Source organism: Diaminobutyricimonas aerilata, from assembly GCF_002797715.1.
Lineage (GTDB): Bacteria > Actinomycetota > Actinomycetes > Actinomycetales > Microbacteriaceae > Diaminobutyricimonas > Diaminobutyricimonas aerilata.
In genome coordinates this window covers 2206222-2225968 of the sequence record NZ_PGFF01000001.1, presented here as the reverse complement: position 1 = coordinate 2225968, position 19747 = coordinate 2206222, and the positions used below count along the sequence as shown (strand labels likewise).

The 19747-nt window shown below is 70.9% G+C and carries 22 protein-coding genes; 9 read left to right on the top strand and 13 right to left on the bottom strand.

Features of this window, described 5'->3' with window-relative positions:
* Window positions 1-2: 2 nt before the first annotated feature.
* A complete protein-coding gene (locus CLV46_RS10765) occupies window positions 3-746 on the top strand; it encodes a ThuA domain-containing protein (protein ID WP_100364768.1) in 744 nt (247 codons plus the stop codon).
* 74 nt (window positions 747-820) lie between these two features.
* Here CLV46_RS10765 and CLV46_RS10760 read toward each other — a convergent pair whose 3' ends face one another.
* The 3 genes from CLV46_RS10760 to CLV46_RS10750 form a co-directional block, all read right to left on the bottom strand.
* Window positions 821-1030: a hypothetical protein gene (locus tag CLV46_RS10760; RefSeq protein WP_100364767.1), complete on the bottom strand. Its 210-nt coding sequence runs from the start codon at window positions 1028-1030 to the stop codon at window positions 821-823.
* Window positions 1027-1209 (bottom strand): hypothetical protein, encoded by a 183-nt coding sequence (locus CLV46_RS10755; RefSeq protein WP_100364766.1) that lies wholly within the window; start codon window positions 1207-1209, stop codon window positions 1027-1029. The genes CLV46_RS10760 and CLV46_RS10755 overlap by 4 nt, the downstream gene beginning before the upstream one ends.
* 67 nt (window positions 1210-1276) lie before the next feature.
* A complete protein-coding gene (locus CLV46_RS10750) occupies window positions 1277-1522 on the bottom strand; it encodes a DUF2510 domain-containing protein (protein ID WP_157802301.1) in 246 nt (81 codons plus the stop codon).
* 168 nt (window positions 1523-1690) lie between these two features.
* Here CLV46_RS10750 and CLV46_RS10745 point away from each other — a divergent pair, with 168 nt between their 5' ends.
* The 3 genes from CLV46_RS10745 to CLV46_RS10735 all read left to right on the top strand — a co-directional run bounded on the left by CLV46_RS10745 (window position 1691) and on the right by CLV46_RS10735 (window position 5981).
* Window positions 1691-2083, top strand: a complete 393-nt coding sequence (locus CLV46_RS10745; protein WP_100364764.1) for a PPOX class F420-dependent oxidoreductase — start codon at window positions 1691-1693, stop codon at window positions 2081-2083.
* 85 nt (window positions 2084-2168) lie between these two features.
* Window positions 2169-2372, top strand: a complete 204-nt coding sequence (locus tag CLV46_RS10740) for a YozE family protein (protein WP_100364763.1) — start codon at window positions 2169-2171, stop codon at window positions 2370-2372.
* Between the two features lie 105 nt (window positions 2373-2477).
* On the top strand, window positions 2478-5981 hold the full coding sequence (locus CLV46_RS10735; RefSeq protein ID WP_100364762.1) for a TM0106 family RecB-like putative nuclease: 3504 nt from the start codon (window positions 2478-2480) through the stop codon (window positions 5979-5981).
* A 4-nt stretch (window positions 5982-5985) separates the two neighbouring features.
* Here the strand turns inward: CLV46_RS10735 and CLV46_RS10730 are convergent, their stop codons facing one another.
* From CLV46_RS10730 to CLV46_RS10720, 3 genes are all read right to left on the bottom strand, one after another.
* Window positions 5986-6165, bottom strand: coding sequence for a hypothetical protein (locus CLV46_RS10730; RefSeq protein WP_157802300.1), 180 nt, complete (start codon window positions 6163-6165; stop codon window positions 5986-5988).
* Window positions 6166-6242: 77 nt separating this feature from the next.
* Window positions 6243-6644: a Rho termination factor N-terminal domain-containing protein gene (locus CLV46_RS16985; RefSeq protein WP_100364760.1), complete on the bottom strand. Its 402-nt coding sequence runs from the start codon at window positions 6642-6644 to the stop codon at window positions 6243-6245.
* Window positions 6645-6677: 33 nt separating this feature from the next.
* Window positions 6678-7337 (bottom strand): DedA family protein, encoded by a 660-nt coding sequence (locus tag CLV46_RS10720; protein ID WP_100364759.1) that lies wholly within the window; start codon window positions 7335-7337, stop codon window positions 6678-6680.
* Window positions 7338-7429: 92 nt separating this feature from the next.
* On the opposite strand from CLV46_RS10720, the gene CLV46_RS10715 reads away from it, so the two are divergent.
* On the top strand, window positions 7430-8575 hold the full coding sequence (locus CLV46_RS10715) for an inorganic phosphate transporter (RefSeq protein ID WP_100364758.1): 1146 nt from the start codon (window positions 7430-7432) through the stop codon (window positions 8573-8575).
* A complete protein-coding gene (locus CLV46_RS10710; protein ID WP_100364757.1) occupies window positions 8572-8763 on the top strand; it encodes a hypothetical protein in 192 nt (63 codons plus the stop codon). The genes CLV46_RS10715 and CLV46_RS10710 overlap by 4 nt, the downstream gene beginning before the upstream one ends.
* 9 nt (window positions 8764-8772) lie before the next feature.
* On the opposite strand, the gene CLV46_RS10705 is transcribed toward CLV46_RS10710, so the two are convergent.
* Window positions 8773-9237 (bottom strand): nucleoside deaminase, encoded by a 465-nt coding sequence (locus CLV46_RS10705; RefSeq protein ID WP_100364756.1) that lies wholly within the window; start codon window positions 9235-9237, stop codon window positions 8773-8775.
* Window positions 9238-9296: 59 nt separating this feature from the next.
* On the opposite strand from CLV46_RS10705, the gene CLV46_RS10700 reads away from it, so the two are divergent.
* Complete coding sequence (locus CLV46_RS10700) at window positions 9297-10880, top strand: aspartate ammonia-lyase (protein WP_100364755.1); 1584 nt, start codon at window positions 9297-9299, stop codon at window positions 10878-10880.
* Window position 10881: 1 nt separating this feature from the next.
* Here CLV46_RS10700 and CLV46_RS10695 read toward each other — a convergent pair whose 3' ends face one another.
* Window positions 10882-11322, bottom strand: coding sequence for a MarR family winged helix-turn-helix transcriptional regulator (locus CLV46_RS10695; protein ID WP_100364754.1), 441 nt, complete (start codon window positions 11320-11322; stop codon window positions 10882-10884).
* Window positions 11323-11379: 57 nt separating this feature from the next.
* Here CLV46_RS10695 and CLV46_RS10690 point away from each other — a divergent pair, with 57 nt between their 5' ends.
* Complete coding sequence (locus CLV46_RS10690; protein ID WP_245866740.1) at window positions 11380-13422, top strand: MMPL family transporter; 2043 nt, start codon at window positions 11380-11382, stop codon at window positions 13420-13422.
* A 6-nt stretch (window positions 13423-13428) separates the two neighbouring features.
* Here CLV46_RS10690 and CLV46_RS10685 read toward each other — a convergent pair whose 3' ends face one another.
* The 3 genes from CLV46_RS10685 to CLV46_RS10675 are packed head-to-tail and all read right to left on the bottom strand — an operon-like array spanning window position 13429 to window position 16927.
* Window positions 13429-13617, bottom strand: coding sequence for a hypothetical protein (locus CLV46_RS10685; protein WP_100364752.1), 189 nt, complete (start codon window positions 13615-13617; stop codon window positions 13429-13431).
* A complete protein-coding gene (locus CLV46_RS10680; protein WP_100364751.1) occupies window positions 13614-14417 on the bottom strand; it encodes a glycosyltransferase family 2 protein in 804 nt (267 codons plus the stop codon). Before CLV46_RS10680 ends, CLV46_RS10685 begins: the two co-directional genes overlap by 4 nt.
* Complete coding sequence (locus tag CLV46_RS10675; protein WP_100364750.1) at window positions 14414-16927, bottom strand: ATP-dependent DNA ligase; 2514 nt, start codon at window positions 16925-16927, stop codon at window positions 14414-14416. The genes CLV46_RS10680 and CLV46_RS10675 overlap by 4 nt, the downstream gene beginning before the upstream one ends.
* Window positions 16928-17046: 119 nt before the next feature.
* On the opposite strand from CLV46_RS10675, the gene ku reads away from it, so the two are divergent.
* The gene (gene ku, locus CLV46_RS10670) at window positions 17047-17895 is read left to right on the top strand and encodes a non-homologous end joining protein Ku (RefSeq protein ID WP_100364749.1); all 849 of its coding nucleotides are present in this window, start codon (window positions 17047-17049) and stop codon (window positions 17893-17895) included.
* Window positions 17896-17952: 57 nt separating this feature from the next.
* Here ku and CLV46_RS10665 read toward each other — a convergent pair whose 3' ends face one another.
* Window positions 17953-18804 (bottom strand): SDR family oxidoreductase, encoded by an 852-nt coding sequence (locus CLV46_RS10665; protein WP_100364748.1) that lies wholly within the window; start codon window positions 18802-18804, stop codon window positions 17953-17955.
* Entirely contained in the window at window positions 18801-19685 is an 885-nt protein-coding gene (locus CLV46_RS10660) for an SDR family oxidoreductase (RefSeq protein WP_100364747.1), read from the bottom strand. Before CLV46_RS10660 ends, CLV46_RS10665 begins: the two co-directional genes overlap by 4 nt.
* Between the last annotated feature and the right edge of the window lie 62 nt (window positions 19686-19747).

Here is a 19747-nt window from a genome sequence, read left to right as displayed (position 1 = left end):
ACATGACTCATCAACGACTGCGCGTCACCGTGTGGAACGAGAACGTGCACGAGACGACCGAAGACCACATCGCCGCCGTCTACCCCGAGGGGATGCACGGCGCCATCGCCGCCGGCATCGCACCGCTGCTCGACGGGGCCGAGATCCGCACCGCGACGCTCGCAGAACCGGAGCACGGGTTGACGGAGGAGGTGCTGGCCGACACGGACGTGCTGCTCTGGTGGGGCCACGCCGCCCACGGTGACGTGGCCGACGAGGTGGTGGAGCGCGTGAAGCGGCACGTGCTCGGCGGGATGGGCATCATCGTGTTGCATTCGGGCCACTTCTCGAAGATCTTCATCGAGCTCATGGGCACCACGTGCTCGCTGCAGTGGCGGGACGACGGCGACCGCGAACTCGTGTGGAACGTCGCCCCCGGGCATCCGATCACCGACGGCGTCGAGGTGCCCATCGTCATCGACGAGCAGGAGACCTACGGCGAGTTCTTCGACGTGCCCGCCCCCGACGAGCTCGTCTTCATCTCCTCGTTCGCGGGCGGCGAGGTGTTCCGTTCGGGCGCGACCTGGCGCCGCGGCCGCGGCAAGGTGTTCTACTTCAGCCCGGGCGACCAGCGCTACCCGGTGTACCACCACCCGCAGGTGCACCGCGTGCTCGCGAACGGCGTGCGCTGGGCGGCGCCGACGGGTGAACGCGTGACTCCCGAGGTCGTCCACGCGACCAACGAGCGCCGGTACGAGCGCGTCTGAGTGACGCCGCACACACGACAGCGGGGCGCCGGATCGATCCGGCGCCCCGCTGTTCGCGTGGTGGGGTTGCTGCCTCAGTAGTGGCGCAGTTCCCGATCGCGTTCGTCGTCGGTGAGCTCCGGCACGTCCACGCCGGCGTCGTCGCCGCTGGCGTCGGTCTCGGCGTCGCCCGATGCGGCCGCGGCGGACTCGCCGCCACCGGTGTTCGTCGCGTCGTCGGGCGCGGCGAAGTCGGCGTCGGCGGGGATGGTTCCGTCGGTGAGGTCGTTCTCACGGTCGGTCATGAGGTCGCCTCCTCGTCGGTCTGGTCGAGCTCGTGTCCGTCGGAGACGCGGTTGCCTTCGACGAGGGCGTCGCGGTTGCCCTGATCGAATTCGCGCTCAGACTCGACGTGCTCGCCGTCCTGGGGACCCCAGTCCGGCAGCGGGGGATTCTGGGGCTGCTCGTCGTGTTCGTTGTCCATGGCGCCACGGTAGGCGTGCGGAACTGTGACGATGCCGGAACCGGGGGAACTCGGAGGAATCCGGCCCTCAGCCTGCCGCGACGAACGCGACCTCGTCGCGACGCGTCTCCCACGCCCAGTCGTAGGGCTCCTCCCGGCGCAGCACCGGCGCGGGCGCGCGGAGCTCGCGACGGCGGGGGAGCGGAGCGGAGGTCGCGCGACGCGCGGTGTGGGGCGTCCATCGGGAGCCGTCCCACCAGCGCAGGCGCAGGCGGTCGGCGGGGTCGGGATACCAGGCAGCACGAGGCTGCCCGGTGAGTTCGGGGGCACTCACGGGGTTCGGGTTCCAGTCTTCGGGTGACAGGGCGTCCTCACTCTAGGGGACCCGCGTACCCCCCCCGCGCAAGTCCTCGTCCCCAGTGCGGGGGACCCCCCATGTACCCCGAAACTGTACCCCGCGCCGTCGGGAAGACGCTCGCGAGCTGCCGCGTTGACCCCGGATATGAGCGCGACCATCCCCGAGGGCTACGGCCACCTCCTCGAGCTTCCGATCTATGCCCATCTCGGCACGGTGCGTCCGGATGGGCGGCCGCAGGTGAACCCGATGTGGTTCGAATTCGACGGCGAGCACATCCTGTTCACCCACACGACGAAGCGGGCGAAGTACCGCAACCTGAAGAACGATCCCCGGATGAGCCTGTCGTTGCTCGATCCGCGTGAACCGTTCCGCTACCTCGAGGTGCGCGGAACCCTGGTGGGAGAGACGCGGGACCCCGAAGGGGAGTTCTACGTGCGGCTCGGGCGCCGCTACGGCATCGCCGACACGCGGCCCCCCGCCGACCGTGCCGACCGCGTCATCCTGCGGATGAGCGTGGAGTCCTTCACGAAGCAGTGACGCGCCGGCGGCCGTGCTGCCAGGATGCTGAGACACCCACCCACCCGGCGCGAGTGCCGGACCCGACCCATCTGCGGAGGCGTCCATGACCGACACGTTCTCGACCTGGCTGTTCGACCAGCTGGAGCGCGAAGACGAGGTGGGCGAGCTCGCCCGCTCGGTGGAGGACGACGAGCAGTTCCCCGAGCATGGCAACCGGGCGATCTTCGAGGGCTACTTCGAGACGATGGACGACGCCACCCAGGCCCGTTTCGCGCGCGCCTGGGAGGAGTTCGAGACGGGCAACTGAGCCCCGCCTCCTCTCCCCAGGGGCGACCGACTCCCCGGGCCGGGCCTGCAGTGCTGCCGCGTCGGAGGTCGCGGTTAGCCTGATCCCGGATCGGATGGAGAAGGCGTGTATCTACTGGACGGCCGGCTCGTGTACAGCGCGAGCGACCTCAAGGCGGCATCCGAATGCGAGTTCGCCATGCTGCGCACGCTCGATGCGAAGCTCGGGCGGATCGACCCGGTCGTCGAAGAGGTCGACACGATGCTCGAACGCGCGGCCCGCCTCGGTGATGCCCACGAGCTACGCCAACTGGCCGCCTATCGGCGGGAGTTCGGTGTAGCGGAGGGCCTCGCCGGACCGGGTGTCGTCGAGATCGACCGTCCGGATCGGGATCGCGCGTCGGTGCAGGCCGCCGCGGAACGCACGCTCGAGGCCCTGCGCGGACGCGCCGACGTCGTCTTCCAGGGCACGTTCTTCGACGGATCGTTCGTCGGCTACGCCGACTTCCTCGTCCGCGAGGGCGAGCGCATCGAGGTGTACGACACGAAGCTCGCCCGCTCCGCACGCGTCACCGCCCTCATGCAGCTCGCGGCCTACGCCGAGCAGCTGCAGCGCGCGGGCATCCCCGTGGGACGCGACGTGCACCTGCTGCTCGGCGACGGCACCCGGTCGACCCACCGGCTCGACGACATCGCGCCCGTCTTCGCCCTGCGCAGGGATCGCCTGCTGGCCATGCTCGACGAGCGGATGTCGGCCGAGGCACCGGTCGACTGGCACGACCCGCGCTACGCCCGCTGCGGACGGTGCGCCTGGTGCGAGGCCGAGGTCGACGCCCACCGCGACCCGCTGCTCATCGGCGGGATCCGTCGCACCCAGCGCGACCGGCTGGTGACGGCGGGGATCGACACGATCGAGGCCGTCGCCGCCCTCGATGGACCCGTCGACGGCATCCCCGAGGCGACTCTGGCGAACCTGCGCGAGCAGGCGCGCCTGCAGATCGAACCCGGCGACGGACTGCGCTACCGCGTGGTCGACGCTCGCTCGCTCGAGGTCATCCCCGCTCCCGACGCCGGAGACATCTTCTTCGACTTCGAGGGCGACCCGCTCTACAGCGAGGAGCTCGGCGGTCGCGTGCAGTGGAACCTCGACTACCTCTTCGGCGTGGTCGAGGGCGACACGGGCGAATTCCGCCCGTTCTGGGCGCACGATTTCGCGCAGGAGCGCGTGGCGCTCATCGCCTTCCTCGACTACGTGGCCGAGCGGCGCGAGCGGTACCCCGACATGCACATCTTTCACTACGCCGACTACGAACGGGCGCACCTGCAGTCGCTGTGCGCCCGGCACGGTGTCGGCGAGGCGGTGCTCGACACGCTGCTGCGCGAGAACGTCTTCGTCGACCTGTACCCGATCGTGAAACGCGCCGTGCGTGTCGCCTCGCGCTCGTACTCGCTCAAGAAGCTCGAGCCGCTGTACATGGGCGACGAACTGCGCACGAGCGACGTGCAGACCGGCGGGCAGTCCGTCGACGCCTACGTCGAGTACACGCGCCTGCGCGACAACGGCGACGCCGAAGCCGCGGCGCGGCAGCTCGCCGACATCGCCGACTACAACCACTACGACTGCCGATCGACCCGTGGATTGCGCGACTGGCTGCTCGAACGGGCGGCCGAGAACGGCGTACCGTCGCTCGGCGCGATCGAGTTGCCGGAGGAGGGTCGGGACGAGGCCCCGAACCCCGCCCGCGACCGTCTGCGTGAACTCGCCGGCGATCCGCTCGACCCCGACCGCGACGACGACAGCTCCGCGCTCGCCCTCGCCGCCGCCGCGCTCGACTTCCATCGGCGGGAACGCAAGACCTTCTGGTGGGAGCACTTCAACCGGCTGCTCGCCCCGGTCGAGGACTGGCAGGACTCCCGCGACGTGCTCGTCGTCGAACGCACCGAGGTCGTGCGCGAGTGGGCACCCGACCCGCGGGCGATGAAGCGCACACTGCGGCTCCACGGTCGGCTCGCGCCGGGCAGCCGCCTGCGCGAGGAGGGCTGCACCCTCGTCTACGAACGACCCGGCCCGTTCACGGTACGCGGAGCCGAACGGGGCGTGCGGCCCTCGAACATGAGCGCGCGCATCGTCGAGGTCATCGACGAGAACACGGTGCTCGTCACCGAGACGCTGCCGCGCGACGTGGAGGAATACCCCCACCTGCCCTTCGCCATCGCCCCAGGTCGACCCATCCCGCACAACAATCAGGAGTCGGCGATCGCCGAATGGGCCGACCGCATCCTCGCCGAGCGCGCCGCGGAACCCCCGCGCTGGCCGCACGACGCCGCGACCGACCTGCTGCGGAGGGTGACCCCGCGCGGCGAGGGGATCGTCCCCGTCGTCGACGGCGACCGGATCGACGCGATCGTCGAGAGCCTGCTGCGGCTCGAGGACTCCTACCTCGCCGTGCAAGGACCTCCGGGAACGGGCAAGACGCACGTCGGCTCCCGGGTGATCGCCCGGCTCGTGCGCGACCACGGCTGGCGCGTCGGCATCGTCGCCCAGTCGCACCAGGTCATCGAGCACATGCTCGACTGCGTTCTGGATGCGGGCGTTCCGCAGCCGCTCGTGGGCAAGAAGGTCAAGCGGCAGGATCGCGACCGCGTGCGCTCGGGCGAGCTGTCGGTGCGGTTCACGGCGGTCGGCGACGACGAGGTGCTCGAGTTCACGGGGGAGCGGCCGCAGGGCTACGTGCTCGGCGGGACGGCGTGGGATTTCGCCAACGCCGCGCGGGTGCCGCGGCGGTCGCTCGACCTGCTCGTCATCGACGAGGCGGGTCAGTTCTCGCTCGCCGACACGATCGCGGTCGCGTCCGGCGCGCGCCGGCTGCTGCTGCTCGGCGATCCGCAGCAACTGCCGCAGGTCAGTCAGGGCCTGCACCCCGAGCCGGTGGACCGCTCCGCGCTCGGCTGGGTCGCTGCGGGCAACGAGGTGCTCCCCGCTGACCGCGGCTACTTCCTCGCCGAGAGCTGGCGGATGCACCCGGCCGTCGCCGCGCGGGTCTCCGACCTCTCGTACGACGGCAAGCTCCGGGCCCGCGATGAACGCACCGCGGCCCGCCTGCTCGGCGGAGTGGCGCCCGGCGTGCATCCGGTACGGGTCGATCACGTGGGCAACGCCACGTCATCCGAAGAGGAGGCCGCGGCCGTCGTCGCGATCGTGCGCGACCTGCTCGGCCGCCCGTGGACGGCACCCGATCAGCATAGCGACGGCGACCCCCTCGGGGTGGAGGACCTCATCGTCGTCGCGCCGTACAACGCGCACGTCGACCTCGTACAGGCCCGGCTCGAGGAGGCGGGCATCGACGGCGTGCGCGTGGGCACGGTCGACCGGTTCCAGGGGCAGGAGGCGGTGGTGGCGATCGTCACGCTCGCCGCGTCGTCGGCCGCCGACGTGCCGCGGGGCATCTCGTTCCTGCTGCTGCCGAACCGTCTCAACGTCGCCGTGTCACGGGCGCAGTGGGCCGCGTTCGTCGTGCACTCGCCGGCGCTCAGCGACCATCTGCCGCGCACGCCGCAGGCTCTCGCACAGCTGAGCGGCTTCCTGCGACTCACCGAACCGGTGGAGGCGGTGCCGCACCTGCACGCGTGAGCGCTCAGGGGAGCGGGGCGCCGCCTTCGGACGAGGTGCCCTGGCCGAGATCACGGAGCTCCTCCGGCATGGCCATGGCCTCGTCGTCGCCGTGCTCCTTCTCGTGCGCGTGACCCTGTTCGGTGTCTTCGGCCTCCGGCGTCCCGGCTGCGTCGATGCTGTTCGCGTCGTTCGAATCACTCATGGCGTCACGGTACGTCCGCCGGTCCTTCGCCATCGAACGGTGCAGCCGACGCTCAGCCGGCTGGCAGAGTGGCGAGGTCAGCGGGCGTTCTCGATGAGCGCGATCAGGTCAGCCTTGCCCAGGCGCGAGTATCCGGTGAGCCCGAGCGCCTTCGCGCGTTCCCGCAGCTGCGGCACGGTGAGCGAGGCGGTCGGCACGCCGTCGGTGTCGACCGGAACCGACAGGGGCGTCTCGGCGGCGACCGTGTCGGCCGGGGTCATGAGCTCCGACTCCGTCGGAGCCGGGGTCGCCGCGATCCGATCCGCCGGCTCCGTCGCGGCCGGCTGAGCGGGCACGGCGTCCACCGGCTTTGTCGCCGACCGCGTCGACGCCTTCGCCGCCGCCGTCTCGGCGGCGGTGTCCATGGCCGTCACGGGCGCGGTGGACGCGCCGGCGCGCGGCTTGGGGGAACGGGAGAACAAGCGGCTCAACCAACCCATGCGGGGACTCCTCAGAGATCGTCGGGGGAACCTTCAGTCTGGCGCATTCGCGGCCGACGGGCCGTCCGTACGCGCCGGAGGGCCGGGAGCCGCGCCGTCGGTCCGTCTCGTCAAGCGCGACGAGATGGCGTCCACGGCGATCCCGAGCGAGACCGCGACGACCACCGAGACGACGACGGCCAGCACCGGCTGACCCTGCAGCCAGGCGCCGAAGAACGCCCCGACGGCGACGTTGTAGAGCGCCCACGCCGAGCCGGCGATGATCGTGAGCGGCACGAAGCGCCGCACCGGGAATCCCGTCGCCCCCGCGGTGAGGTTCACCGCGAGGCGTCCGAACGGCACGAACCGGGCCGTGAGGATCACCACGGCGGCGCGGCGGTCGAGGGCGCGTCGTGCCCACGCGAACGCCCGTGCGATCGCGGCGCGCCGCATCCAACGCGCCCGGTCGATGCCGACGCTGCGCCCCACGAGGTATCCGAGGTTGTCGCCGAGCATCGCGGCGGCGGCGGCGACCGGCACGACGATGCGCAGATCCGGGACGCCCGACGACGCCGCCGTCGCGCCGAGCGCGACCACGACCGTCTCGCTGGGCACCACGATGAGCAGCGCGTCGAGCGCGGTGATGGCGAAGAGCACGGGATAGAGCCACGGCGACCCCAGCAGGGTGAGCACCGCGTCCGTGACCTGATCCACACCCCATCGTTAGCGGACCACGGTGAACGCCCGGGGCGCCCGATTCAGATCCCGTTTGCGCGACGTTCACCGGGCTGTAAGACTCGACCGCGGTGGACATCTCGCTCGTCGTCGCGCTCGTCATCGTGTTGGCGCTCTTCTTCGACTTCACGAACGGATTCCACGACACGGCGAACGCCATGGCGACCCCCATCGCGACCCGCGCGCTCAAGCCGCGCACGGCCGTCGCCATCGCCGCCGTACTGAACCTCGTCGGCGCCTTCCTCAGCACGGAGGTCGCCCGCACGATCTCGGGCGGACTCATCCGCGAAGGCGACGACGGCGTGGTGATCTCGCCGCAGATGATCTTCGCGGCGCTCATCGGGGCGATCGTGTGGAACATGGCCACCTGGCTGCTCGGCCTGCCGAGCTCGTCGAGCCATGCGCTCTTCGGCGGGCTCATCGGCGCCGCGGTGGTCGGTGCGGGCGTCGACTCGATCGACCCGGGTGTGCTGTTGTCGAAGGTCGTGCTGCCGGCCGTACTCGCGCCCACCATCGCGGCGATCGTCGCGTTCACGGCGACGAAGATCGCGCTCGGCATCACCCGCCGAGCGGTCGAGTCCCGCGACAACTTCCGTTACGGCCAGATCGCGACGTCGTCGCTCGTCGCGCTCGCGCACGGCACGAACGACGCGCAGAAGACGATGGGCGTCATCACCCTGACCCTCATCGCCGCGGGGTCGCAGGAGCCGGGCACCGACCCCGAGCTGTGGGTCATCGTCGTGTGCGCGCTCGCCATCGCCCTCGGCACCTACATGGGCGGGTGGCGCATCATCCGCACCCTCGGCACCGGGATCACCGAGGTCACCCCGCCACAGGGGCTCGCCGCCGAGGCGTCGACGATGGCGACCATCCTCGCCTCGTCGCACCTCGGATTCGCCCTGTCGACGACACAGGTGGCGAGCGGATCGATCATCGGCTCCGGGCTCGGCCGCGACCCGCGCGGCGTGCGGTGGGGCATCGCCGGCCGCATCGGGATCGCCTGGCTCATCACGTTGCCCGCCGCCGCCGCGATGGCGGCCCTCGCGGAACTCCTCGCCCGGCTGGGTCTCGTCGGAATCCTGCTCGACGCGGGGATCGCCGCCCTCGCGATCGCCGGGATGTTCCTCTGGTCCCGCCGCTCGCGGGTGGGCCATCACAACGTCACCCGCCACCCGGTGCCCGTCTCGGCGCGACGCTCGCGCGTGGACGCCCCGTGATCGACTGGGCGGCCTTCGCCGTCGTCGCCGTCGCGTCGCTCGTCGCCGCATCCGTCATCGTGGCGCTCTTCGCCACGGGCATCCGGCTGCGAGCCGCCCGCTCGCGCTGGCAATGGGTGTGCTTCGCCTTGTGCGTCGCCGCCGTGCTCTACGGCATCTACCTCATCGTGCCGGCCCTGCACGTGTGAGCGGGCGGTTCAGTAGTCGACGCGCGCTTCGTGCTCGAGCCACGCCTGGAACGGCGCGGCGCCGTCGGTACCCGCACGGCTGACCCGCAACGGGCTGCGCCCGCCGTCTTCGAACGCCTCGTAGAACACGGCATCGTCGAAGCCCGCCGCGGCCGCCTGATGCCGGTCGGCGGCGAACACCACTTCGTCGATCCGCGCCCACATCGCCGCGCTGAGGCACAGCGGGCACGGCTCGCAGCTCGAGTAGAGCACCGCCCCGGCGAGCTCGAACGTGCCGCGGTCCGCACACGCCCGGCGGATCGCGACGACCTCGGCGTGCGCGGTCGGATCCGAGTCGAGGGTCACCCGGTTCACCCCTTCGTACGCGGTGCCGTCGATCACCACGATCGCACCGAACGGTCCGCCCCCGGCGGTCACGTTGTCGACCGCCAGGGCGATCGCGCGGTCGAGGTGGTCGGTGGCATCGGCATCCATACCGGCAGGCTAGTGCCGCGTAGAGTGGCGTCATCCACTGATCGAAGGAGCTCGAGCGGATGACGCCACAAGCGTTCGACGACGACACCGACCTCATCGTGCGGGACGAACAGCGCATCGACGGCGATGAGAACGCACCCCTGACGGGCACGAACGGACCGGCCGTGGGGGAGGACTCCGTGGGCCACCGGGGACGGGCGACACGAGTCGAGAGCGACTCGCTCGGCCGTCTCGAAGTGCCCGCCGACGCCTACTGGGGCATCCACACCGCGCGGGCACTCACCAACTTCCCGATCACGCGACGGGCCATCTACAACTACCCCGACCTCGTGCGCGCCCTCGCGCGCGTGAAGCAGGCCTCGGCGCGGGCGAACCGCGAGATCGGGGTGCTCGAGCCCGAGAAGGCCGACGTCATCGACCGCGTGTGCGAGGAGATCGTCGCGGGCGGGCTGCACGACCAGTTCGTCGTCGGCGTCATCCAGGGCGGCGCCGGCACGAGCACCAACATGAACACGAACGAGGTGATCGCCAACCGCGGGCTCGAACTCCTCGGGCACGAGAAGGGCGACTACCGGCACCTGCATCCGATCGACGACGTCAACCGCAGCCAGAGCACGAACGACGTCTACCCGACGGCCATCAAGCTCGCGATGGTGCTGTCGCTCCAGCGTCTGCTGGCCGAGCACGCTCGCCTGCAGGACGCCTTCGCGGCGAAGGGGCGCGAGTTCGCCCACGTGCTCAAGGTCGGCCGCACGCAGCTGCAGGACGCCGTGCCGATGACGCTCGGTCAGGAGTTCTCCGGCTTCGCGCACACGCTGCGCGAGGACTACGACCGGCTCACCGAGTCGATCAAGTGGCTCAACGAGATCAACATGGGCGCGACGGCGATCGGCACGGGCATCACGGCGGATCCCCGCTACGCCGAGGCCGTGCGCCGACGGCTCGAAGAGGTCACGGGCCTTGCGTTCGAGACCGCTCCCGACCTGATCGAGGCCACGAGCGATGCCGGGATCTTCATGACCCTCTCCGGGATCCTCAAGCGCGGTGCCGTGAAGCTGTCGAAGATCTGCAACGATCTGCGCCTGCTCTCGAGCGGACCGCAGGCCGGCATCGGCGAGATCAACCTCCCGCCGCGGCAGGCGGGCTCGAGCATCATGCCGGGCAAGGTCAACCCGGTCATCCCCGAGGTCGTCAATCAGGTCGCCTTCAGCGTGATCGGGGCGGATGCGACGGTCACGGCCGCGGCCGAGGCGGGTCAGCTGCAGCTGAACGCCTTCGAACCGGTCATCGCCCACAGCATCCTGCAGTCGCTCGCCTGGCTCACGAACGCGTGCCGCACGCTGCGCGTCAACTGCATCGACGGCATCACCGCCAACACCGAGCGCTTGAGCAGGCAGGTCGAGTCGAGTGTGGGCGTCGTGACCGCGCTGACGCCGTACATCGGCTACTCCGCGGCCGCGACGCTCGCCCACGAGGCCCTCACGACGAACGCGTCGATCGCGGACCTCGTCGTGGACGCCGGGCTGATGCGGGCGGAGGACGTGCAGCGGGTGCTCGCCCCGGAGCGGCTGAGCGGCATCGCCCCGTCGACCGGCGCCATCACGCTGCCGACCGCGACGGCCCTCGACGAGGACCGCGCCTGATCTAGTCGTCGACGTGGGCGCGGTAGCGCTCGACCACCCGACGCAGGTACCGCTCGATCGCGGCGGACTCCTGCTCGTCGAACTCGTCGATGACTCGATCGATGTCGCCGATCATCGGCATCAGCTGCGCCATCGCCGCCGCGACGGAATCGGGCGCGGCCGCGACGAGCACGCCCCGGCGGTCGTCGGGGTTGGGAGTGCGCGCGGCGTGGCCGGCGGCGGTCAGCCGGTCGATCACGGTGGTGACGGCGGCGGGGGAGATGCCCAGCCGGCGGGCGAGTTCCCCCGGGCTCAGCGGTCCGCTCGCGATGAGGTGCTCCATGGCGGAGAGATCGGTCGGATTGACGGCCAGGTGACGACCGAGCCGGCGTTCGAATTCCTCCGAGATCTCGAGGATCTCGCGGAGCAGCACGGTCGGCGCGCGCATCCTGTCCGCTTGCATGTTCCGATCCTAGCCAGTTAGTGTGATCGTCAGATATTTCGACGATCGAAAGACATCGTGATCCGCTTCCTCACCGCCCGCCGCACCTCCTGGATCGTGCTGCTGCTCGCCCTCGCGGCCGGCGCCGCCCTGTTCGCGCTCGGTTCCGGCTCGACCGGCAGCACCGCTCCACCGGTCGGTCTGCCCGACAGCGCGGAGTCGGTGCGGGCGGATGCCGTCGCGGAGCGGATCGCAGGGGAGGAGACCACCTCCGCGCTCCTCGTGGTCGAGGCCGAGGACGGGCCCCTCTCCGATGGCCAGCTCGCGCAGCTGCGAGAGGCGCAGACCGAGCTGCAGTCGATCGCCGCGGACGGCGCCGTGCCGCCCCCGACGCTCTCCGACGACGGCGACGTGGCGCTTCTCGTCGTGCCGCTCGAGGTCGAGGACGACGTGGACGCGCAAGCCGGACGTGCCGACGAGCTGCGTGCGGCCGTCGCGGACGCGATCGACGGTGCGCGGGTCTACCTCTCCGGTCCGGAGGGATTCGAGGTCGACGTCGCGGCCGTGTTCGACGGCGCCGACTTCCGGCTCCTGCTCGTCACCGTCATCGTCGTCGCGGTGCTGCTGCTCATCACCTACCGCAGCCCGTGGTTGTGGCTCGTCCCGCTCACTGTCATCGGTCTCGCCGACGCGCTCGCCGGGATCGTGGCGCGACGCGTCGCCGGCGCGCTCGGCTACGAGCTCGACGCCTCGGTGACCGGCATCCTCTCCGTGCTCGTGTTCGGCGCGGGGACCAACTACGCCCTGCTGCTCATCGCCCGCTACCGCGACGAACTGCGGCACGTCGACGACCGTCGGCAGGCCATGGCGGCCGCCCTGCGCGGGGCCGGACCCGCCGTCATCGCGAGCGGCAGCACGGTCGCGCTCAGCCTGCTCACCCTCCTCGTCGCGCAGCTCGCGGGGAACCGCGCCCTCGGACTCGCGTGCGCCATCGGTGTCGTGGTGGCGATGGTCTTCGCGCTCATCGTGCTCCCCGCCGCTCTTCTGCTCTTCGGCCGCGGGCTCTTCTGGCCGTACGTGCCGCGGGTCGGCACCGCGGACACCGCCGAGCGCAGCCCGTGGGCGCGACTCGGCCGTGGAGTCCAGCGTCGGCCGATCCTCGTTGCGGTCGCGGGAGCGGTCGTGCTCGCCGCCGCTGCGAGCGGCATGGTGACGGTGCGCACCGGACTCGCGCAGAGCGAGCAGTTCGTCCGCGAACCGGAGGCGGTGGCGGGTCAGGCGGTGCTCGAGCGCGCGTTCCCGGCGGGCAGCAGTTCGCCGACGATCGTCATCGCGGACGACGCCGAGGTCGCCGACGTGGTCCGCGGACTCGAAGACGTGCGCGGCGTCGACTCCGTCGCCCCCGGCGATTCCGCCGACGGCTCGACGCGCATCCAGGTGGTGCTCGACGCCGAGGGGGAGAGCGGCTCCGCCCTCGCGACGGTCGAGCGGATGCGCGACGCACTCGACGGGATCGGGAGCGGGGAGGCGATCGTCGGCGGAGCGGACGCCCGCGCTCTCGACCTGCGCGCCGCGACCGCCGCCGATCAGGCGCTCGTGATCCCGGTCATCCTCGCGCTCGTGTTCCTCGTGCTCGTCGTGCTGTTGCGCGCGCTCGTCGCCCCGGTGCTGTTGCTGTTCACCGTGGTCGCGAGTTTCTTCGCGAGCGTGGGGGCGAGCTGGTACCTCTTCGAGACGGTGTTCGGCTTCCCGGCGCTCGACGACAACGTGCTGCTGCTGAGCTTCTTGTTCCTCGTGGCGCTCGGGGTGGACTACAACATCTTCCTCGTGACCCGCGCGAAGGAGGAGGCGGCCCGCGCCGGTACCCGGGAGGGGATGGTGCGTGCCCTCGCCGCGACCGGCGGGGTGATCACGAGCGCGGGCGTGCTGCTCGCGGCCGTGTTCGCCGTGCTCGGGGTGCTGCCGCTCATCACGCTCACGCAGATCGGCATCATCGTGTGCGTCGGTGTGCTGCTCGACACCCTGCTCGTGCGCACGGTCGTCGTGCCCGCACTCGCGTTCCTCACGGGCGACCGGTTTTGGTGGCCGCGGCGGCCGTCGGTGCCGGCCGCGCGGGGCTGACTCCGGTCAGTCGCGCCGCTCGTCGTCGAGGGACACGTCGCCGTCCTCGATGTCGGTCTCGACCCGCTCGTCGGGATCGATCGTCGGCGGTGGCAACGGTTCGTCGTCGTCGTCGAGCAGCGGCACCACCCGCTCGTCCTCGAGGTTCGGTTCGTACTCGCGGGGTGCGTCGTCGCGCGCGCGGTCGATGCTCATGCGCCATCCTCCCGTGGTCGTCGGAGCGCGGCGGTGGGCCGCACGTCCGAGCGTAGGCCGCGACGCCGGTCGAGGCGATCCTCGACGCGGATCCTCCACCGCCTCCACGGCGACTGCTCAGGCCAGTTGCGTGCGAGGGTGTGCACGGCCCGGCGTCCGCGCCGGATCATCGCCGGCAGCGACCGGAAGGGCCGACCCGAGATGCCGGTGCGCAGCCGACGGTCGTAGACGACCCTCCATCGTGGATCGAGGCACAGGCTGAGGTCCATGTCGTCGTGCACCTCCGGGTCGTCGCGGTGCACGCGATCGCGCACCGCCCGCCAGGTGGCCCGCCGGATGCCCATGTTCGAACCGAACAGGGGCGTGCCGGCGAGCGCGCCGTGCATCGACCAGAAGTAGGCCCGCATGTAGAACACGTCGGCGAGCAGCCGCGGCACGCCGGCGAGGTCGTAGAACACCCCGGGCCCGGTGACCGCGACGGCGTCCGGGCGGGCGTCGAGCGCCGCGACGAGGCGCTCGACCCAGTCCGACGGCAACCGGCAGTCGGCATCGCAGCGTGCGATGACATCGCCCGTCGCGGCGTCGAACCCCCGCGCCGCCGCGGGCCAGATGCCGGCGACCCGCTCGGTGAGCACGGTGGCACCGGCCGCACGCGCGACGTCGGCCGAGTCGTCGTCGCTCGCGTTGTCGACGACGATGAGTTCGTCGATCGGCCGGGACTGCCGGGCCACGTCGGCGAGACAGCGGCGCAGCAGCTCGGCGTCGTCCCTCACCGGGATGACGAGCGTGACGCGGGTCACGGGCTCTCCACCACGACGTCCTCCGGCGACTTGTCGGGGCGCCACCCGCGCCAGCTCGGTTGGCGGAGGCGGCCGGTCGGGGTCCACTCCCCGAACTCCACCTCGCCGACCAGACGCGGCGTGATCCAGTGCGCCCCGCGCGCATCCGCCGCCGGCACGTCGATGAACGGGGTGGTCTTGCGTTCCATGCGTGCGAAACGGGTGACGAGTTCGTCGAGCTCGCGCTCGCGGAATCCCGTGCCCACCTTCCCGACGTAGCGCAGCCCGTCGCCGTCGGGTACACCCATGAGCAGCGCCCCGACTGCCCCGGTGCGTCGTCCCTCGCCGGGACGCCACCCGGCGATCACGACCTCCTGGGTGAGGTGGTGCTTGATCTTCACCCACCGCGACGAGCGGCGCCCGAGTGTATAGGTGCTGTCGACGTCCTTCGCCATCACGCCCTCGAGGCCGAGTTCGCGGCTCGCCCGCAGCGCCGAGGCGAGGTCGCCGTCGAAGGCCGGGGGGACCCGCACGCGCTCGGTCTCGTGCAAAGCACGTTCGAGCGCCTGGCGCCGCTCCGTGTAGGGCCGCCGCGCGAGGCTCCCGCCGTCGAGTTCGAGCACGTCGAACACGAAGTAGTGCACCGGATGATCGCGCATCGCCCGCTCGATGTCCGGCGTCTTCGTGAGGTTCATGCGGTTCTGCAGCTTGGAGAAGCTCGGGCGTCCCCGCGCGTCGAGGGCGACGATCTCGCCGTCGAGCACGACGGGTCCCGTGACGGCGTCGAGCAGCTCGACGAGCTCGGGATACGCGGTGGTCACCTCGTTGCCGTTGCGCGTGTGCAGCGAGAGGCCGCGCGGGGTGACCTGGGCGATCGCCCGGATGCCGTCCCACTTCATCTCGAACGCCCACTCGGTGGAGTCGTCGAGTCCGTCCTCCTCGCCGAGGGTCGCGAGCATCGGCTTGACCGGCGCCGGTGACGAGGTGCGACCGCCGACCACCCGGCGTCCCCGCTCTCGGCGGAGGCTCGACCCCGCGGTGCGTTCGGCGCCCTCCTCCGCCGCCGGTTCCTCGCCGGGATCGTGTTCGGAGCGCATGAGGTGGATGAGCCAGTTGTTCTCGTCCCGGCCGTCGCGACCACGGGTGCGGATGAGGGCGTACTTGTGCGAGCCGTGCTTCTCGCCGTGCAGCGTCGCGATGACCTCCTCGCCCTCGCGCCACTTCTCCAGCTCGTACGTGCCCGCGTCCCAGATCGTGACGACGCCGCCCCCGTACTCGGCCTCGGGGATGGTGCCTTCGAACGTGCCGTATTCGAGGGGATGATCCTCGGTCTGCACGGCGAGATGGTTCTTCTTCGGGTCGGTCGGCACGCCGCGGGGGAGCGCCCAGCTCACGAGCACACCGTCGTGCTCGAGCCGGAAATCCCAGTGCAGTCGGCTCGCGTGGTGTTCCTGGATGACGAAGCTGTTGCCGCCGCCGGGCCCGGGCGGTGCCTCGGGCACGGGTTCCGGCGTCTTCGCGGCGTCGCGCATGCTGCGGTACGTGGCGAGCCGGTCGCGGGCGGCGGGCGTCGAGTCGAAGCTCGCCATGTGCTCACGCGTCGGTTCGAGCGAGGCGAGGTGCCCCGCCGAGAGCGGAGCGAGCGGGTCCGGCGCGGCCTCGAGCCGGGCGAGCACCTCGCGGTAGTCCAGGTGCTCGAGCTCCGGGTCGTCGAGCTCCTCCCAGGTGCGGGGGGCGGCGACGGTCGGATGCGGCCGGCCGCGCAGGGAGTACGGCACGATCGTGGTCTTGCTGCCGTTGTTCTGGCTCCAGTCCACGAGCACCTTGCCGGTGCGCAGGGTCTTCTTCATGTCGCTCACGACGAGGTCGGGGTGGTCCGCCTCGAGTGCGCGCGCGAGCTCGTGGGCGACCGCCGAGATCTCGTCGCTCGTCTGCGAGCCGTCGATCGCGGCGTAGAGGTGGATCCCCTTGCTGCCGCTCGTCACCGGATACGGGTCGAGACCCATGCCGGTGAGGATGCGCCGCGCGAGCCGGGCGACCTCGGCGCACTCGGCGAGCCCGGTCCCCTCGCCCGGGTCGAGGTCGAGCACCAACCGGTCGGGGTTCTTGCGCACCCCGGTGCGCCCGAAGCGCCACTGGGGCACGTGGATCTCGAGCGAGGCGATCTGGGCGAGCCAGATGAGCGTCGCCCGGTCGTTCACCAGGGGGTACGACTTGGGGCCCTCGGAGTGCTGGATGTCGCGCCGCTGCACCCACTCCGGCGTGCCTTCGTCGAGGTTCTTCTGGAAGAACACCTGACCCGGGTGCTCGGCCGTGCCGACGCCGTCCACCCACCGCTTGCGTGTCGCCGGACGGTCCTGCGCGTGCGGGATGAGCGCGTCGGCGACGCGGGCGTAGTAGTCGAACACGTCGGCCTTGGTGGTGCCGGTCTCGGGGTAGACGACCTTCTCGAGATTGGTGAGCCGGATGCGGTGCTGGTCGACGGAGACGTACTGCTCGGTGCCTCGCCCACCCGATCCTGCGCGTGCCATGCCCATATCCTGCCCAGCGCATCCAGGGAGGTTCCAGCGAAGATGCAGACACGGGGGTGACGTTCAGGCGTGGCGGGGGCCATGATGGTTCGAAATCGGACGACCGTGAGGAGACGGCGATGCGATCGATCTGGAAGGGCGCGATCACCTTCGGCCTCGTGAACGTGCCGGTCAAGGTGTACAGCGCGACGGAGGATCACGACGTGAAGCTGCACCAGGTGCACGACAAGGACGGCGGGCGCATCCGGTATCAGCGCAAGTGCGAGATCTGCGGCAAGGTCATCCCGTTCGAGCACATCGACAAGGCCTACGACGACGGCGACCGCACGGTGGTGATCACCGACGACGACCTGCAGGCGCTGCCCTCCGAGCGCAGCCGCGAGATCGACGTCGTCGAGTTCGTGCCGAGCGAGCAGATCGATCCGATCATGTTCGACAAGCCGTACTTCCTCGAACCGGACTCGAAGTCGTCGAAGGCGTACGTGCTGTTGCGGCGCACGCTCGAGCAGACCGACCGCACGGCGATCGTGAAGTTCGCGTTGCGGCAGAAGACCCGGCTGGCCGCGCTGCGGGTGCGCGACGACGTGCTCGTCATCCAGACGCTGCTGTGGGACGACGAGGTGCGGGAGGCGAGCTTCCCCGCGCTCGACGAGAAGGTCACGATCAGCGACCGGGAGCTGAAGATGTCGGCGGCGCTCGTGAAGGAGTTCGAGGCCGACTTCGAGCCGGAGAAGTTCACGGACGAGTACCAGGAGCAGTTGCGCGAACTCATCGAGGCGAAGCTCGAGAAGGGTGACGCGCTCGACACCGAGGCCACCTTCGGCGCTCCCGAGGAACCCGAGGAGGGCGGCGAGGTGCTCGACCTCATGGAGGCGCTGCGGCGTTCCGTCGAGCGCAGCCGCGGGGGCAAGGACGAGGAAGAGGCTCCCAAGAAGAAGCCCGCGTCGAAGGGCAAGAAGGCGGGCTGAGCGCTCATGCGAGAGGGGCCCGCCGGCATGCGCCGACGGGCCCCTCTCGTTCTCCCCTCAGACGGATTCGCCGCCGAGCACGTGGAGCGTCTCGCCGCTCGTGTAGCTCGCGTCGTCGCTCGCGAGGTACACGTACGCGCCGGCGAGTTCCGCGGGCTGACCGGGCCGGCCCAACGGCGACTGGGCGCCGAACTGCGACAGGTCCTCGTCGTCGGCGGCATCCGGCTGCAGGTTCGTCCACACCGGGCCCGGCGCGACCGAGTTGACCCGGATGCCGCGGTCGGCGAGCTGCAGCGCCATCGACTTGGTGAAGTTGATGATCGCCGCCTTCGTCGCCGCGTAGTCGACCTTGTCGGGGCTCGGACTCGTCGCCTGCACGCTCGAGGTGGTGATGATGCTCGCACCGTTCGGCAGGTGCGGCAGCGCCGCCTTCGTCAGCCAGAACAGCGAGAACGCGTTCGTGCGGAACGTGCGCTCGAGCTGCTCGGTCTCGAGGTCCATGATGTCGGGCACGTTGTTCTGGTACCCGGCCACCATGACGAGCGTGTCGAGCCCCCCGAGCTCCGCCACGGCGTCCTCGACGAGCTTCACGCACTCGCTCTCCTCGCCGAGGTCGGCCTGGTGCGCGAAACCGCGGACTCCCGCCTGCTCGATGGTCGCGACGGCCTCACGAGCCCCCTCCTCATCGGAGTGGTAGCTCAGAGCGACGTCCGCTCCCTCGCGCGCCATGGCGATCGCCGCCGCGCGGCCGATGCCGGAGTTGCCGCCCGTGAGCAGCACCTTCCGGCCGGCGAGCCGGCCGTGACCGACGTAGCGCTCCTCGCCGTGATCGGGCGAGGGATCGGGCTTGCCGTCGACGATGCGGAACGGCGGCCGCGGGTACAGGTTCCTCGGATCCTGGACGGTCAAAACGGCTTCCCTCCCGTGACGGGCACGACGGCGCCGGAGACGTACGACGAGGCGGCGTCGGCGAGGAACACGTACGCGGACGCCAGTTCGGCGGGCTGCCCGGCCCGGCCGAGCGGGGTGTCCTGCCCGAAGGACTCGGTCTTCTCGGGCCAGTCGGTCGCCGGGATGAGCGGCGTCCAGATCGGTCCGGGGGCGACGGCGTTGACCCGGATGCCCTTCTCGCCGAGGGCCTGCGCCATCGACTGGGTGAACGACACCTGCGCGGCCTTCGTCATCGCGTAGTCGAACAGATCGGGCGACGGGCTCGTCGCCTGGATCGACGACGTCGTGATGATGGAGGAGCCCTCGCTCAGGTGCGGCACCGCGGCGCGCGCGGTCCAGATGAGCCCGTACAGGTTCGTCTTGAAGACGCGGTCGAACTCCTCGGTCTCGATCGAGTCGATCCCGTCGCGCGCCTGCTGGTACCCGGCGTTGAGCACGAGGATGTCGAGTCCGCCGAGCTCGTCGACGGTGCGCTGCACCGAGTCGGCGCAGAACTGCTCGTCGCGCACGTCGCCGGGGATGAGCACCGCCTTGCGGCCGGCCTTCTCGATCCACTGACCGACCTGTTCGGCGTCCTCCTGCTCTTCGGGCAGATAGACGATCGCGACGTCGGCACCCTCGCGGGCGTAGGCGATCGCGACGGCGCGGCCGATGCCGGAGTCGCCTCCGGTGATGAGCGCGCGGCGGCCCTCGAGGCGGCCGTGTCCGACGTAGCTCTCCTCGCCGTGATCGGGAGCCGGATCCATCTCCTGCGTGTGACCGGGCTGACTGTCCTGCTTCTGCTTTCCGAAACCCTCGTCGTGGTGTTCGGTGCGGGGATCGGGAGCGGGATCGCTCATGTCATCTACCTCCTGGGTTGGTCGTCAGCGACGCTACGCCGGGCGTCCGGAGGCCCCAACCG

Excerpts from the sequence above, each read along its gene's own strand:
- CLV46_RS10730 (WP_157802300.1), bottom strand. The coding sequence starts at position 6,165 with ATGAGTGATTCGAACGACGCGAACAGCATCGACGCAGCCGGGACGCCG.
- CLV46_RS10685 (WP_100364752.1), bottom strand. The coding sequence starts at position 13,617 with ATGAGCATCGACCGCGCGCGCGACGACGCACCCCGCGAGTACGAACCG.
- CLV46_RS10705 (WP_100364756.1), bottom strand. The coding sequence starts at position 9,237 with ATGGATGCCGATGCCACCGACCACCTCGACCGCGCGATCGCCCTGGCG.
- CLV46_RS10660 (WP_100364747.1), bottom strand. The coding sequence starts at position 19,685 with ATGAGCGATCCCGCTCCCGATCCCCGCACCGAACACCACGACGAGGGT.
- ku (WP_100364749.1), top strand. The coding sequence starts at position 17,047 with ATGCGATCGATCTGGAAGGGCGCGATCACCTTCGGCCTCGTGAACGTG.
- CLV46_RS10740 (WP_100364763.1), top strand. The coding sequence starts at position 2,169 with ATGACCGACACGTTCTCGACCTGGCTGTTCGACCAGCTGGAGCGCGAA.
- CLV46_RS10675 (WP_100364750.1), bottom strand. The coding sequence starts at position 16,927 with ATGGCACGCGCAGGATCGGGTGGGCGAGGCACCGAGCAGTACGTCTCC.
- CLV46_RS10755 (WP_100364766.1), bottom strand. The coding sequence starts at position 1,209 with ATGGACAACGAACACGACGAGCAGCCCCAGAATCCCCCGCTGCCGGAC.
- CLV46_RS10765 (WP_100364768.1), top strand. The coding sequence starts at position 3 with ATGACTCATCAACGACTGCGCGTCACCGTGTGGAACGAGAACGTGCAC.
- CLV46_RS10700 (WP_100364755.1), top strand. The coding sequence starts at position 9,297 with ATGACGCCACAAGCGTTCGACGACGACACCGACCTCATCGTGCGGGAC.
- CLV46_RS10745 (WP_100364764.1), top strand. The coding sequence starts at position 1,691 with ATGAGCGCGACCATCCCCGAGGGCTACGGCCACCTCCTCGAGCTTCCG.
- CLV46_RS10695 (WP_100364754.1), bottom strand. The coding sequence starts at position 11,322 with ATGCAAGCGGACAGGATGCGCGCGCCGACCGTGCTGCTCCGCGAGATC.
- CLV46_RS10760 (WP_100364767.1), bottom strand. The coding sequence starts at position 1,030 with ATGACCGACCGTGAGAACGACCTCACCGACGGAACCATCCCCGCCGAC.
- CLV46_RS16985 (WP_100364760.1), bottom strand. The coding sequence starts at position 6,644 with ATGGGTTGGTTGAGCCGCTTGTTCTCCCGTTCCCCCAAGCCGCGCGCC.